General features: G+C 64.1%; 13 protein-coding genes. 6 read left to right on the plus strand and 7 right to left on the minus strand.

Translation table 11 applies throughout. From position 1 onward, the window contains the following. Positions 1 to 4: 4 nt before the first annotated feature. From CH281_RS12255 to CH281_RS12285, 7 genes are all read right to left on the minus strand, one after another. Complete coding sequence (locus CH281_RS12255; RefSeq protein ID WP_094609948.1) at positions 5 to 826, minus strand: ABC transporter permease; 822 nt, start codon at positions 824 to 826, stop codon at positions 5 to 7. Then, positions 826 to 1,650 (minus strand): ABC transporter permease, encoded by an 825-nt coding sequence (locus tag CH281_RS12260; RefSeq protein WP_094694354.1) that lies wholly within the window; start codon positions 1,648 to 1,650, stop codon positions 826 to 828. Before CH281_RS12260 ends, CH281_RS12255 begins: the two co-directional genes overlap by 1 nt. Next, on the minus strand, positions 1,647 to 2,411 hold the full coding sequence (locus CH281_RS12265; protein ID WP_179274189.1) for an ABC transporter ATP-binding protein: 765 nt from the start codon (positions 2,409 to 2,411) through the stop codon (positions 1,647 to 1,649). Before CH281_RS12265 ends, CH281_RS12260 begins: the two co-directional genes overlap by 4 nt. Positions 2,412 to 2,487: 76 nt before the next feature. Then, on the minus strand, positions 2,488 to 3,504 hold the full coding sequence (locus tag CH281_RS12270) for an ABC transporter substrate-binding protein (protein ID WP_094694358.1): 1,017 nt from the start codon (positions 3,502 to 3,504) through the stop codon (positions 2,488 to 2,490). 175 nt (positions 3,505 to 3,679) lie between these two features. Further along, positions 3,680 to 4,888, minus strand: a complete 1,209-nt coding sequence (locus CH281_RS12275; protein WP_306427552.1) for an amidase — start codon at positions 4,886 to 4,888, stop codon at positions 3,680 to 3,682. Further along, positions 4,885 to 6,702: a hydantoinase B/oxoprolinase family protein gene (locus tag CH281_RS12280; protein WP_094694362.1), complete on the minus strand. Its 1,818-nt coding sequence runs from the start codon at positions 6,700 to 6,702 to the stop codon at positions 4,885 to 4,887. Before CH281_RS12280 ends, CH281_RS12275 begins: the two co-directional genes overlap by 4 nt. Next, positions 6,699 to 8,780 (minus strand): hydantoinase/oxoprolinase family protein, encoded by a 2,082-nt coding sequence (locus tag CH281_RS12285; protein ID WP_094694364.1) that lies wholly within the window; start codon positions 8,778 to 8,780, stop codon positions 6,699 to 6,701. Before CH281_RS12285 ends, CH281_RS12280 begins: the two co-directional genes overlap by 4 nt. 306 nt (positions 8,781 to 9,086) lie before the next feature. On the opposite strand from CH281_RS12285, the gene CH281_RS12290 reads away from it, so the two are divergent. From CH281_RS12290 to CH281_RS12315, 6 genes are all read left to right on the plus strand, one after another. Further along, positions 9,087 to 9,821 (plus strand): FadR/GntR family transcriptional regulator, encoded by a 735-nt coding sequence (locus CH281_RS12290; RefSeq protein ID WP_094694366.1) that lies wholly within the window; start codon positions 9,087 to 9,089, stop codon positions 9,819 to 9,821. Positions 9,822 to 9,952: 131 nt separating this feature from the next. Beyond that, positions 9,953 to 10,501, plus strand: coding sequence for a MaoC family dehydratase (locus CH281_RS12295; protein ID WP_057474838.1), 549 nt, complete (start codon positions 9,953 to 9,955; stop codon positions 10,499 to 10,501). Beyond that, entirely contained in the window at positions 10,498 to 11,715 is a 1,218-nt protein-coding gene (locus CH281_RS12300; protein WP_032384863.1) for a CaiB/BaiF CoA transferase family protein, read from the plus strand. The genes CH281_RS12295 and CH281_RS12300 overlap by 4 nt, the downstream gene beginning before the upstream one ends. Then, the gene (locus CH281_RS12305) at positions 11,712 to 13,082 is read left to right on the plus strand and encodes an MmgE/PrpD family protein (RefSeq protein ID WP_094694368.1); all 1,371 of its coding nucleotides are present in this window, start codon (positions 11,712 to 11,714) and stop codon (positions 13,080 to 13,082) included. Before CH281_RS12300 ends, CH281_RS12305 begins: the two co-directional genes overlap by 4 nt. A gap of 39 nt (positions 13,083 to 13,121) precedes the next feature. Continuing rightward, entirely contained in the window at positions 13,122 to 14,285 is a 1,164-nt protein-coding gene (locus tag CH281_RS12310) for an acyl-CoA dehydrogenase family protein (protein WP_032393088.1), read from the plus strand. After that, on the plus strand, positions 14,282 to 15,100 hold the full coding sequence (locus CH281_RS12315; protein ID WP_094694370.1) for an HpcH/HpaI aldolase/citrate lyase family protein: 819 nt from the start codon (positions 14,282 to 14,284) through the stop codon (positions 15,098 to 15,100). Before CH281_RS12310 ends, CH281_RS12315 begins: the two co-directional genes overlap by 4 nt. The last annotated feature ends 24 nt before the right edge of the window (positions 15,101 to 15,124 follow it).

A 15,124-nucleotide genomic window follows, 5' to 3' on the forward strand; every position in this document is an offset into this window, starting at 1 on the left:
GCGGTTACCGACCGCCGTATTTCGAGGTGATGCGACTCTCCAACCACTGCAACGCAATCGTGGGTGGCAGTGCCATCACCAGGATCAGCACAACCGTGCCCATGATGTTCTCCATCCGCACGAGGCTGACGTTGCGGAGCAGTTCGTATCCGATGCCGCTGGAGGACGAGAACATTTCGGCGAGAAGCAGTCCCAGGAACGCCAATCCGAAGGTCATCCGCATACCCGTCGCCAATGCCGGAAGCACTGCGGGAATGACGATCTGACGGATCAACCTGGGCCAGCTCACCTGCAGGGACGCGGCCATCTTCAAGTGAATTCGCTGGACCGATGCCGTGGCCTCGACCGCGACGAGGAACATCGGGATGAAGGCGGCGTAGAAGGAGAAGCCGAATCGGCTCAGTGCGCCGATGCCGAGGAACGACAGGAAGATCGGGTACAGCACAATCTTCGGAATGCTGTTGATCGAGTAGACGATCGGAGCGATGGTTCGGGTCCAGAACGGACTCAGTCCCAGCGTCAGGCCCAGCAGCGAACCCACGACCGTGCTGGCCAGAAACGCGAGCACGAGGATGCGCAGCGAGTCGCCGACATTGGCACGAAAGTCTGCCTTGCCCAGGTCTTCGACGAGCGAGGCCATGGCCTCGGCCGGCGTCGGGAAGATGAGACTGTCGACCAGAACCGCCGCGACCCACCAGATCAAGACCGCGACGACGGCCACGACCAGTGGTGGGAGGAAGCGTCGGGCGTTGGTGCGGCCTGCGGACGAGGTGACCTTCGGGGGAGCGGTGGGTGTGGTGGCTACTCTGTCCAAGGTGCTGCTCATCAGCGGCGCCTCCAATCGAATCGGTTGAGCGCGAGAGAGATCAGCGAGGTCGAGAGCAGAGCGATCAGCGCCACGATGAGGATCCCGGCGTACATGTCGGCGATATCGAACCCGTCGTAGGCAATGGAGATGAAGTGCCCGAGTCCTTGCGTCGACAGGATGAACTCACTGGCCAACACCGAGATGACAGCGTAAGACAGCCCCAGTTTGAGTCCGGTCACGATGCTCGGCAGCGCATACGGAAGCAATACCGATCGGAAGTACTGCCACCGCGTCAACATCAGTGTGGTGCCGAGTTTGGTGACGATCGGCGACACCGCGTTGAAGCCGGTGCGTGCGTTGAGTGCGACCACACCGAAGGCGAAGATGGTGGACAGGATGGCGATCGGGGCGACACCGGCACCGAACAGCACCACCATGATCGGGTACAGCGCGAACGTCGGGACGGCGTAATAGACGTTGAGGTACGGCTGAAACGCTCTGTCCCACAGCTCGTACCGCCACAGGACGTAGGCGGCGGCGACGCCGAGTACGGAGCTGAGCACGAACGCGAGGACGATGATGCCCAGCGTCCGGCCCAACTCGTCGACCAGGAACTCTGGGTCGGTCAGCAGGCTCAGCGACGTTGAGATCATGTCGGTCACCGGAACGATGTCGAGCGGAGAAGCGAAGAACCGCGCCGAGATGTCGATGGCCACCAGAGCCGCGACGAGGATCAGCACGGTCCATCCCCATGCGGGGAGGCCGAGTTGGGTGGAGGGGGCAGGGCGGATGTATCCGGGGACCACGGAGGCGCGTGTGCTCTCACGCGTGGGCGCACTCATGGTTCGATGCTCATCGTCTTCTTGGCCTCGTCCCGCAGCCGCGACCAGATACGTTCGTGCAGAGCGACCGCGTCAGGGCTGGCCAGTACGTCCTCGGATCGCGGGCGCGGCAGATCGATGTCCACCTCGTCGATGAAGCGGCCGGGACGCGCACTCATCACCAGCACCCGATCGGACAGCAGTACTGCTTCCTGGATGCTGTGGGTGATGAACAGGACTCCGCACGTGAGCTTTTCGACGATCTTGAGTAGCTCGTACGACATGACCAGTCGCGTCTGCTCGTCGAGTGCACCGAACGGCTCGTCCGCGAGAATCAGGTCGGGCTCCATGGACAGGCAGCGCGCGATGGCCACACGCTGGCGCATACCGCCGGACAACTGGGTGGGGTAGTGGTCGCCGAACTTGCTCAGCCCCACGGTGTTCAGCAGCTCGTCGGCGCGGGCGCGTCTGTCCCGCTTGCCGACACCCCGGACTTCGAGGGCGAACGCGACGTTGTCGCGGACGGTCCGCCAGGGCAGCGTCGCCGATTCCTGGAAGATGACTGCAGTCTTGGACCGAGGTCCGGTCAGCGGTTGGCCGTCGACATGCACGGTGCCGCCGTCATGATCCTGTAGTCCGGCGAACACCTCTAGCAGAGTGGACTTACCGCAGCCACTGGGGCCGACGACGGAGACGAATTCGCCTCGGCCGATGGACAAGTCGATCTCGTGGAGGGCAGTCACATCACCGAAGCGCCGCGACACCGACGATGCGACGGCGATGGCGGAGGTGGTGTCGGGGCGGGGTCGAGTCGCTGCGTGAGTCACGTCGCTACCTTCTGGTGGTGGGAAATTGCTGTCAGGAGTCGCAGTCACCGGGCAAGTCGTCTACGACTCCCTCGGCGAGGAATTCCGGGTCGAACAGAGTGCAGAAGTCGGGTTCGCGGTCACTGCCCGATGCCTCCACTCCGTCCTGCGCGGACAGGACAGACGCTGTGTCGAAGCCGCCGCCCCACGTGCCGACCGAGGACGCGCGTTCGACCACTGCGGTGGCCGACTCGACGTCGAATCCCGTGTACGCCGCGTAGATCTCCGCGGCGGCAACAGGATCGGCCTCGATCGACGCGACCGCCTCGGTGTAGCCGGCGTTGATGGCTCGTACGACGCCGGGGTTGCTCGCGGCGTAGTCCTTGGTCGTGGTGATTGTCGACTGGAGGAACCGTGACATGTAGTCGGGGCTGCTGACAATCAGCTTGAAGTCCTCGGGTCGCTGTTCGGCGACAATCGAAGGAACGAGAGCGATATCGACGTTGCCAGCTTCGAGGAGTGCGAAGCCTTCACCGATTCCGCCGGAGGCAACCCGCTCGATCTGGCCGGCGTCGACGCCCGCGAGTGAGGGAATGAGGCGGGTGAGGGCGTCGGAGGCCGAGTTGGGGCGGGTGTACGCCCAGCGGCGGACGTCCTCGATGGAATTGATGTTGGGGTTCGAGGCGAGCGCATAGAAATTCATCGGATACGGCCCCTGCGTGCCACCGCCGACGATGCGGAGTTCGGAGCCGGCCGCGTCCGCCTGCACGATCGACGGGTAGCTGACTTCACCGATGGGGATGTTGCCGTCGAGCAGTGTGCGCATGGTCGCGCTACCGCCCTTGCCCGGCACGATGTTCTCCACGATCACACCGTGCTTCTCGAACAGTCCCTGCTTCTGCGCGACAAGCCAAGGGATGCTGTAGATTTCGGCCGCTGCCGAGACGGTGACGTCGATCGTGACCGGGTTGGCCGGGTCCGCGTCGGGACCGGGATCGGATCCACAGGCCGCCAATGCGGTGGACAGCGTCAGTGCTGCCATGATGGACGTGGCTCGGCGTAAATGCATCTGCGTCCTCGCTGGATGATCGGCGTGACGGTGCCGAAGTGAGAGTGTCGGCTGTCGCATGCCCACCCATAGTGAGACGTACGTAACAGCTGTCTTCTACCTAAACATAAGATGTTTAGGGCGTCAAGGCGGATCAAAATCGGACAAAGTCGCGATAAGCTGCGAACAGCACCGGCTAAAGATCTGATGTATGCGGTGGTATCGCCCGATGCCAGTCGGTCACCGATTGATAGCGCTCACCCACGTCGAACAGTGCACCCTCACGGTGCGCAGCAGCGGTCAGCTGCGCTCCCACCGGCATGCCCGAGGACGGGTGGAAGCCGACCGGCAGAGCCAGCGTCGGGCCGTCGTGCAGCGACCACGGGTACGTGAATTGTCCCATCCGGCGCGAGAGCGCGACGACGTCGTCACCCCCGTCCCTCGGGGGAACGTCGACAGGCATGGCCGGGGTCAACACCACGTCGACCGTCGCGAACGTGGTGGTCATGGCCTTGCGGAATTGATCGCGGCCGGCGAATGCACGGGCACGGTCGGACTCGGAGATGCTCAGGCCCAACGCTATTCGCTCGTAGGTCGCGGGTTGGAAGCGTGAAGGCTCGGTGGCGAGCCGGTGCCGATGGCAGCGAGCGAGGTCGCCGTACACGATCGTGTAGACGACGTCCTGGGCGTCTGCGGCGTGCTTGAGTTGGATGGGGACGATCTCGTACCCCAGTTCGGCGAACGTGCGCACCGCGGCCGCGACGGTCTGCGCGACGCCCGAGTCCACGTCCGCGGTGAGGAACACAGTCGGGACACCGATGCGCGTGACAGCTGATGGTTCGGACGGTCTGGGGGACAGGACGTCGAACAGAGTCTTCACCTCCGCTACCGATCGCGCCATCGGGCCGACGGTGTCGAATTGCTCGCTCACCGGGAACACGCCGTCGTTGCTGATCGATCCCCAGCTCGGGCGTAGACCGGTAATTCCGCATGCGGCGGCGGGTAGGCGTACCGACCCGCCGGTGTCGGTGCCCAGGGATGCGTCGACCAACCCGGCGGCGACGGCGATCCCCGAACCCCCACTCGATCCGCCGGGCACCCGCGTGTGATTCCACGGGTTGTACGACGGGCCTGCAGCCGAGTTTTGCGAGGTGACGCCGACCGCGAACTCGGCCATGTTCAGTTTTGCGACCACCGACCCGCCTGCGCGTCGCAGACGGGTGACGACCTCGGCGTCCGAGGCGGCGACGTTGCCCTCGAAGAACTGAGACGCGCAGGTAGTCTCGACGCCGGCCACGTCGATGTTGTCCTTGACGCCGATGCGCAGGCCGGACAGGGGCCCCGGGGTGTCGTTCCGGTCGTCGATCCACCGGACGACACCGCCGAAGGTCCCGTCCTCGATCAGGCTGCGCTCCGGGCGCGCAGCTCGGCCGTCGCGTCCTCGTCAACCGTCCACAAATCGGTGTTCACGACCACACCGTAGTCGCGTCGAGCGTCGTCCTCGGTGAGGTACTCGTCCCAGACGTCGCTGAGCACCTGGAACGGATCACGCTCGAACGGATTTCCGAATCCACCGCCCGAGGGCAGTTTGATCTCCAGCGTCTCACCGGAACGAATCGTCTCCTGAGTAACTTTGGAGTACAACACTTCCTCGCGGTCGGTCCCGGCGTTCCTGGTGAACGAGCCGGACACACCGTTGTGCCCACCGAGGGCTCCGGCCGGAGGATCCGACCGGTTGTCGGCCTCGGACCCGAGGAACGTATCGGTCTCCATCAACCACTTGCGCACACTGCCGATACCGCCGCGCCACTTCCCTGGCGCGGGTGCCTCGTCGCGCAGCTCGTACCGCAACGCCCGCATGGCGTGGTTGAGCTCGAGCTCCTCGATGGGGTTGTTGCGGGTGTTGGCCATCAGGGCGTCGACGGCGTCCATACCGTCCTTGCCGTTGCGGCCGCCGTACGAGCCCTCGTTGATTTCGATGTAGACCCAATAGGATTCGCCGTCCGGCGCGATACCGGAATAGGCGATGGCGCACAGAGCCGCAGACGATCCCGCGATCGCATGGTCCGGAAGCACTGGGGCCAGAGCCAAGTTGATCGAGTCGAACACGCGGTTCACCTGCGAGAACCGCGCGAAGCACGACGCAGGGAAGTCCGGGTTGAAGATCGTGCCCTCGGGGGCATAGGCCTTGACGGGTCGGAAGCACCCGTCGTTCTGAGGAACGAATTCCTCGGTCAGATCCTCGTCGAGCAGAATCGTGCGAATGGCCGAGACGGCCACCGGCAGCACCGACCCCTCGAACGGGACGTTGAACGCGGTGGGCACCTGACTGTTGGAGCCGGTGAGGTCGATGAGGATGTCCTCGCCCTCGACCTGCACCCGCACGGCCACCTTCAGCGGTTCGCCGCGGTTCTTGCCGTCGTCGTCGAGGTAGCCGATGGGTGCGGTGTAGCTGCCGTCAGGAATCTCTCGAATCTTTTTGCGCAGCATGGACTCGGAGTAGTCCATCCAGCGTTCGCCCGCGCTCATCACGGTGTCGAGGCCGTACTTCTCGAGCAGCTCGGTGAATCGTGTCTCCCCGATCCGCGAGCAGGCGATCAATGCTTCGAGGTCGCCGCGGTTCTGCTCCGGTGTGCGGACGTTGTCGAGGATGTGCTGAATCAGATAGTCGTTGCGGACCCCGGCCTCGTAGATCTTCATCGAGTCCATGAGCTTGCCCTCGGCCCACACATCGACGACGTCCATGCACAGGCCGGGGAAGTTACCGCCGACGTCGGACACGTGACCGGTACACCCTGCGAAGCCGATGTGCTCGCCCTGCCAGAAGATCGGAATGATCACGCCGTAATCGGGGGAATGAGCCGCTCCGTGGTACGGATGATTGTGCAGCACCACGTCTCCGGGCTTGTACGTTCCAGCGAGACGACGGTTCACGCCCTTGATGTAGGCGGGAATCGAACCACAGTGCATCGGAGTCGAATCCGATTCACACAGTTCACGTCCGTTGATGTCGAAGATGCCCGCGCCGAGGTCCTCGGACTCTCGGATGAGCGAGGAGTACGCCATGCGGTAGAGCACCTGGGCCATCTCTTTGGCCATCGACTGCAGGGCTCCGCCGATGACGCGCAGCGTGATGGGATCGACCTCGACGTCGTTCCAGGTTCGAGTGGATTCGCCCGCCAGTGACACTCCGGTGGTGGGCATCAGCGCCTTGCTCATGCGGGGTTCCTCTCGATGATGATGTGGCCGACGGCGTCGACGGTGGCGTGCTGATTCATGCCGATGATCGTGGTGGAATCGAACTGCTCGACGATCGCAGGACCGTCGATCTCGTTGTTCGCCAACAACAACGACCGCTCGTAGACCGGGGTGTCCACCCACTGCGGCGCGGACGTCTCGTCCTGCCAGAACAGCGCCTTGGTGGTCGTCTTGATCGCGGCCGAGGAGTCGGCGGCGCCCACGGCGATGTCGGCGATCTGCACGTGCGGCACCGCACCCACACCGGTGACACGGACGTTGATCAGCTGTACGGGCTTGTCGTCGAACCGCTGTGAGTAGGTGCGGCCGTGCACTTCGTGGAATGCTTCGGCGACGGTCTTGACCCACACGTCGTCGATGTCGCCGTCCGGCGCGGCGACGCGCAATTCGTAGCCCTGGCCGACGTAACGGCAGTCGACGCTGCGTTCGAGCGAGATATTCTCGGCCGCAACACCGTCCTTTTCGAGCTGCGCGACGGCGAGCGCGGACAGGCGCTCGATCTGTTCCTGCAGCAGTTCGACGTTCGGGTCGGCGGACGACGTCCACACCGTCGTCGGCTCCTCGTAGCGGATGTCGGTGGTGAGCAGGCCGACAGCGGAGGTGATGCCGGGGTGACCGGGCACGATCACGCGCGGAATGCCGAGCTGGTCGGCGATCTGCCAGGCGAACAGCGGACCGGCACCACCCTCGGCGATCAGTGAGAAGTCGCGCGGGTCATAGCCTTTGCGTACCGAGTGCAGGCTGATCGCCTCGGTCATGGAATGGGCGAGGATCTTGAAGATGCCCATCGCGGCGTCGTCGAGTGGGGTGTCGAGCTTGTCGGCGATATGCGTCTGAATCGCCTCGCGTGCCAGCTCGGGCTTGACCTCCATGGTTCCGGACAGGAAGCTCTTCTCGCGCAGCCATCCCATCATCACCATGGCGTCGGTCGACGTCGGTTCGGTGCCGCCGTGGCCGTAACACGCCGGTCCGGGAACGGCACCCGCACTGCGTGGTCCGACGCGGAACATGCCACCGTCGTCGACCACGGCGATGGATCCGCCGCCGGCACCGATGGTGTCGACCTCGGCCATCGGCACCATCGCGTGGTAGTCACCGATCCGGGTGTCGAGCAGATGCTTCATGCGCAGCGCGCCATCCGGTGCCACGCCGACGTCCGCCGAGGTGCCACCGACATCGAGCGTGATGACACTGGGGTATCCGGACGCCTTACCGATGGCGCAGCCGCCGAGCAGACCGGCGACCACGCCACTGGTCAAGAGTGAGACCGGGATTTCGCTGGCGCTGCGCGAGGTGACGAGCCCGCCGGCCGAGGTCATGAGGTGCACGTCCTCGCCGACCTGCGCTGCCTTGGCCTTACCGGCGAGATTCTCGATGTATTTCGAGGTCTTCGGTCCGATGAATGCGTTGAGTGCAGCGGTCGAAAAGCGTTCGTACTCGCGGTATTGCGGGGCCACCTCGCTGGAGAGGGAGATGAAGACGCCGGGGAACTCCTCCTCGATGATGGCTCGCACGCGCTGCTCGTGAGTCGGATTCCGGTACGCGTGCAGGAATGCGACGGCGATGGCCTGCACGCCTCGCTCGCGCAGCAGGCGAACCTGTTCGCGCACAGCATTTTCGTCGAGTGGGGTGAGAATATTTCCTGCGGCATCGATGCGTTCGGGGACCACTCGACGGTTGCGTCGCGGCACGAGCTGCCACTTCTGCCACGGAAGATCCTGGTAGTTCGAGTAATTGAGAGGACGCTTCTTACGTGCGATGTGCAGCAGGTCGCGGAAACCCTCGGTGGTGATCATGCCGACGTCGCAGCCGTTGTGCTCGAGCACGATGTTGGTGGCCACGGTGGTGCCGTGGAAGAACATGTCGATCTCGGACGGGTCGATCCCGGCGCGTTCGGCGAGGACCTTGATTCCGTCCATCGTGCCGATCGAGGGGTCGTGATTGGTGGACGGGGTCTTGTGCACGACGGCCGTGCCATCGTCGTCCCACAGGACGAGGTCGGTGAATGTGCCGCCGACGTCGACTCCAATGCGTTTCATGCTGCGTCCGTTCTGTCGGTGCCCGAGGGGAGCGGGAAGGGCGTGCTCCGCGTGCCTACGAAGTCGTGGGGTCACTGCTGAGGTGACATGAGTCATAGTGCTGATGATCGACAGGAAAAGCAATACCTCTGATGTATTGCGTCGTCATTGTCCAGATATTGGCCTGGGTCGGGGTCGGTATGCGCGTTTTCTTGCTAAAAAGCGGATGTATCGAGGGTTGCGATCTCCGCATCTCGGGGCATCGGTCACGCTAAGCTCGAGCCGACCGGTCAGTAGAAAACAGTCGAGCGACATCAGGGGGAAGACGTGGCCCAATCGGCTCCGCTCAAGGTGACCGCCAAGAGTGTCCCCGCCTATGCGGTTCTCGCCGGCCATCTTCGGAGCCGCATTCTCTCCGGTGAGCTGCAGCCAGGGGAGCGGCTACCCGGCGAAGCCGAGCTCACCGCCGAATTCGGCGTCGGGCGAAGCACCATTCGCGAAGCTCTCCGGTCCCTGGCAAGCCAGAACCTGATCGAGACGACCCGGGGAGTGACCGGGGGAAGCTTCGTCGCCGTCCCCAGTGTCGGACACATCAGTGAGCACCTGGAAACCGGTGTCGCTCTGATGGCTGCCGCGGAGACTGTCACCGTCGACCAGCTCATGGAAGTGCGCAACCTGATGGAGGTTCCGGCGGCGGGCATTGCCGCGTTCCGCCGCACCGACGAGCATCTCGAGCAGCTCAACGCGACCATCTTCGACCCCAACCAAGTGCAGGGACCCGAGACCTTCGCCAAAAACCAGGAATTCCACCTCGTCTTGCTGCGCGCAGCCCACAACCCCCTGCTCGAGCTCATCACCGCACCCGTCTTCCGTGTCCTGTCCGGTCGATTCGGTCGAGACCATGCGCCCGAGGGTTTCTGGCAGTGCGTCGACAGCGACCACCGGGGACTGCTCGACGTGGTGGAGGCCGGTGACTCGATGGCCGCCATGGATCTGATGCGTAAGCATCTCGACCACCTCGGTGACTCGTACCGACAGATGGATCGACTTCGTAATCCGTAAACATCTGCTCTTTACCGAGTCGATTCAGGTGAAGTCTGCCGATTACCGGTTTTCTCGAACCCTTGACGCCGTAAACATCTGATGTTTATGGTCTAGGTAAGGCACTCGCCAAACCGACACGAGGAGACACGGTGGCAATCCATCCGGCCGTTCTGGGGCGCTTCTTCGACGACTACACCGTGGGGGACGTCTACCAACATCCCTTCGGGCGGACGATCACGGAGACCGACAACACGTGGATCACGCTGCTGTCGCTCAACACCAACCAGAACCACTTCAACGCGCATCTGGCGTCGCAGAACCCCATCACCGATGGGAAGGTCATCGTCAACTCCGGCTTCACAGTCTCAGTGGTGCTGGGACTTTCGGTGATCGACATGAGCCAGAACGCAATCTCCAACCTGGCCTTCACCGACATCAAGATGTCCCACCCGGTCTATGCAGGCGACACCCTGTACGCCGAAAGCATCTGTACCGGGCTGCGTAAGTCCGAGTCACGCCCCTACGCCGGCATCGTCTCGATGATCACCCGCGGCCTCAATCAGGATGGCGTCGAGGTCATTTCGTGGAAGCGCTCGGTCATGGTTGCCACCCGGGACAGTGGCATCGGGCAGAACTACTTCCCCGAAGCGCAGAACGGCCCGCTCGAACTCCCCACGACGAAAGATTCCGACGCATGAGGCCACTCGAAGACGTCCGCATCATCTCCCTCGAGCAGTACGGCGCAGGTCCGTTCGGTAGCTTGCACCTCGCCGATCTGGGCGCGGATGTCATCAAGATCGAGGACCCCAGCGTCGGCGGCGACGTCGGACGCTACGTGCCGCCCTACAACGAGGGCGAGGACTCGCTGTTCTTCGAGAGCTTCAACCGCAACAAACGGTCTCTCTCCCTGGACCTTTCGACCCCGAGTGGCCGAGCGGTGTTCGAGGACCTCGTCCGTACCAGCGACGCGGTCTACTCCAACCTCCGTGGTGACGTGCCGGAGAAGATCGGCATCACCTACGACCAGCTCAAGCATCTCAATCCCGCGATCGTGTGCTGCAGTCTCACCGGTTTCGGCATGACCGGTCCGCGGTCGAAAGAGCCTGGCTACGACTACATCCTGCAGGGTCTCGCCGGCTGGATGAGCGTCACCGGCGACCCGGATGGCCCGCCCACCAAATCCGGTCTGTCGCTGGTCGACTACTCCGGTGGATTCGTCGCCGCGATCTCGCTGCTGTCGGGATTGCACGCGGCCAAGCGCGATGGCATCGGTGGTGACTGCGACGTCTCGCTGTACGACACAGCGATGTCTCTGCTCACGTATCCCGCGACGTGGCATCTCAACGCCGGCTTCGAGCCGATCCGTACGAAGAACTCGGCGCACCCGTCCCTGGTGCCGTTCCAGGCCTTCGAGGCGACGGACGGCTGGCTCATCGTCGGCTGCGCGAAGGAGAAGTTCTGGGACCGGCTCGTCGTCGCCATCGATCGCCCGGATCTCGGTGCCGATCCGCGGTTCAGCAACTTCTCGCTGCGTGGCAAGCATCAGGACGTGCTGCTGCCGATCCTGGAAGAGGTGTTCGCCACGAATACCGTCGATCACTGGCTCTCGAAGCTTGGCCCTGCCGGAGTGCCTTCAGGTCCGATCAACGACGTCGAGCATGCACTGACCGAACCTCACACGCTCGCACGCAATCTCGTGGTCGAGACCGAGCACCCGGTGTACAACACCGTGCGTCAGGTCGCGTCCCCGGTGAACTTCGGTTCCGAGGCCAAGCAGTACCGCCGAGCGCCGCAGCGCAACGAGCACTTCGACGACATCGTGCGCGACCAACTGGGCTACGACGACGAACGCGTCGCGAAACTGAAGGCGGAGGGTGCCTTCGGTACGGCGAAGGACGAGGTGCGGGCGTGACCTCGACGATCTTGGCGGAGTGGGCAACGGGTGTCACCGTCGCCGATCTGTCCGAGGACGTCCGGCACGCGGCCGCGCGTCACCTACTCGACGGCGTCGGCAATACCGTTGCGGCCCAACGCCTCGGCTACGGCCGACCGGGCTGGACGGTGGCCGATGCCCTGGGTGGGCCGCAGGAAGCCCGGCCACTCACCGGTACACGCGGACTGTCCGCGCCGGCAGCCGCCTTCGCGACCGGGGTGATGCTGCACTCGCTGGACTTCGACGACACGCATGCGGGCGCTCTGGTGCACGCGACGGCGGTATCTCTTCCCGCGGCATTCGCCGTCGGGCAGCAAGTGTCGGCCTCGGGTGCGGATGTGCTGACCGCAGCAGCTCTCGGACTCGAAACCGCCTGCCGCCTCGGTGAAGTCAGTCCGCACGGATTCCACGCACGGGGTGTGCATGCCACGGCAGCGGTGGGTCCGTTGACCGCCGCGCTCGTCGCCGGCCACCTCTCGAAGTTCGACACCGAAACACTGGTCAACGCCCTGGGCATCGCCGGGTCGTCCAGCTCGGGACTGCTCGAGTTTCTCGATACCGACGCCGACACCAAGGCACTGCATCCGGGATCGGCCAGCATAAACGGTGTTCTGGCCGCTCGGCTCGCGGCCGCCGGTGCGACCGGCCCGTCGTCGGTTCTCGAAGGTCGACGCGGAATCTACGCTGCGTTGACCGACCGGCCGACGAATTTCGCCGCGCTGACCGAGGGACTCGGCACGCGGTGGGAAGCCACCCGGATCGGCATCAAGCCGTACCCCAGTTGCCAGCTGATGCACGTGACGCTCGACGCGGTATCGGAAGCACTCGCAGACAATACGGTTCACGTAGGCGAGATCGCCGACATCGAGGTCTTCGTCCATCCCGATTCGAGTCCCTTCGTGTGTGGCCCGAACACCGGGGTCGCGTCACCGCGCAGCACCTACGACGGCAAGTTCGATCTGCCCTGGAGTGTGGCCGCGCTTCTGCACGACGGAGCGATCACCGTCTCGACCTACACCGACGAATCCATCGCGCGCGAGGACGTTCTCGTCACTGCCCGCAAGGTGCGGGTGACGAACCTCCCGTCCGAGGTTCCCGCGGCCGCCGCGTCGGGCAGGGCGGTTCTCACCCTTACTGACGGACGAGTGCTCGACGCCTCTGTCGGCGGCAGTCAGGGATCCGCCGGTTTCCCGCTGAGCGACGACCGTCTGCTGGAGAAGTTTCTCGCAAACTGCGGCAACGACTCTCGTGCCACCGAGCTGGCAGACCGCGTCCTCGGGTTGGTCGACGAAACCGACTTGACCGCCATTCTCGATCTCGCCGCAGCCATCGCGCCGGCGCCTTGACACTTCGATCGACGACACCCCAATCGACAGGACATCATCATGGACTTCACGTACGACGAGCAGCAGACGGCCTTCCGGAAAGCATTGCGCACTTTCGTCGACAAGGAAATCATCCCCGTCGCGAACGAGTGGGAGAAGACGGGACGGTACCCCACCGAGATCGTCGAGCACATGAAGGCCATGGGCCTGTTCGGGATCACGACGCCGGAGGAGTACGGCGGGCTCGACCTCGACAAGGTGTCGTTCACCCTGGTGTACGAGGAGCTGGCCCGCGGCTGGATGGGCGTTGCCGGAATTCTCGGCAGCCACAACCTCTCGTGCTGGATGATCGGCAAGCACGGCACCGAGGAGCAGAAGAAGACCCTGCTGCCCAAGCTCGCGTCGGGTGAATGGCGTACGGGTGTCGGTCTGACCGAGCCCGGTGCCGGCACCGACCTGCAGGGCATCAAGACCACCGCCAAGCGCGACGGCGACCACTACGTCGTCAACGGTGCCAAGACGTGGATCACCAACGCACGGCACGCGAATGTGCTTCCGGTATTGGTGAAGACCGACACCACGACTACACCGGCACACAAGGGCATGTCGCTGTTGCTGATCGACACCACGACCGACGGGTTCGAGGTACAGCGCGACATGGGCAAGCTCGGCTACAAAGGAACCGAATCGTGTGAGATCACGTTCACCGATGTGCGCGTTCCCGTCGACGCGGTGCTCGGTGGTGTGGAGGGTCGTGGTCTGCAGCAAGCACTGTCGGGGCTCGAGATCGGCCGCCTCAACATTGCCGGACGCAGCGTCGGCATCGCGCAGGCCGCGTACGACGCCGCCCTCGAATACGCGAAGCAGCGCACCGCATTCGGTCAGCCCATCGCCGAGTTCCAGGCCATTCAGCTCAAGATCGCCGACATCGCGACGCAGCTGCAGGCCGCACGTCTGATGACGTACTGGGCGGCATCACAGGCAGATTCGGGTAAGCGCGTCGATATGGAAGCCGGCATGGCGAAGTACTTCGCCTCCGAAGCCGCCATCACCGCCAGCCTCGAAGCCATGCGCATTCACGGTGGCTACGGCTACTCCACCGAGTTCGTCGTCGAGCGTCTCTACCGCGATGCGCCCCTCATGGCCATCGGCGAGGGCACCAACGACATCATGCGGACCGTCATCGCCAAGTCCCTCGTCGCGGGCACCGGAGTTATCGGATGAGGACCGCTCTGACGTACCTCTACGTCCCGGGGGATGTGCCGGAGCGGTTCGACAAGGCACTGACTTCGGGTACCGACGCGGTGGTATTGGATCTCGAGGATGCCGTCACCGCGGCGAACAAGGATCATGCCCGTGCGCCGGTGGCCGCGTGGGTTGCTTCCTGCGAACCGGGTGACGTGCAGATCTGGGTGCGCGTCAATCCTGGGGCGTTGCAGGAGAGCGATATTCGGGCGGTGTTGCACCCGAACTTGACCGGTATATGGTTGCCGAAGGTGTCGTCTGCTCGCGAGGTGGAGCAGGCCGATGCTCTTTTGAGTGGCAGTAGTGCGGTGGTCTCGCCCCTCATCGAGACGGCCGCCGGAGTGTTCGCCGCTCTGGAGATCGCCCGTGCCCCTCGGGTCAAGTTTTTGCAGATCGGGGAAGTGGACCTCGCTGCGGATCTGGGCGTCGACGGTTCTGCGGAGTCACTGTCGTTCGTGCGCGCTCAGGTGGTCGCGGCCAGCGTGGCGGCGGGAATCGATCCGCCTCCTGCAGCGGTGTCTCGAAACTTCCGCGATGCCGACGCGTTCGAGGCCGATACGCGCACTCTGGCCGGTCTAGGTTTTGTCGGCCGCGCATGTATTCATCCGGCTCAACTCGCGCCGGTGCGAACGGTGTTCGTGCCGTCCGAAGACCAGGTACAGGAAGCAGAGGAACTGTTGGCCGACCTGGAACATGCCACCTCAGGAGTGGCCGTCGACAGCAAGGGATTTCTGATCGACGAGGCCGTGGCCCGAACCGCCCGACGAGTGGTGGAACGGGCGGCGTCGCGATAGCCGATCCGGTGGATTCGAGACGGC

The organism is Rhodococcus sp. 06-221-2 (assembly GCF_002258365.1).
Taxonomy (GTDB): domain Bacteria; phylum Actinomycetota; class Actinomycetes; order Mycobacteriales; family Mycobacteriaceae; genus Rhodococcoides; species Rhodococcoides fascians.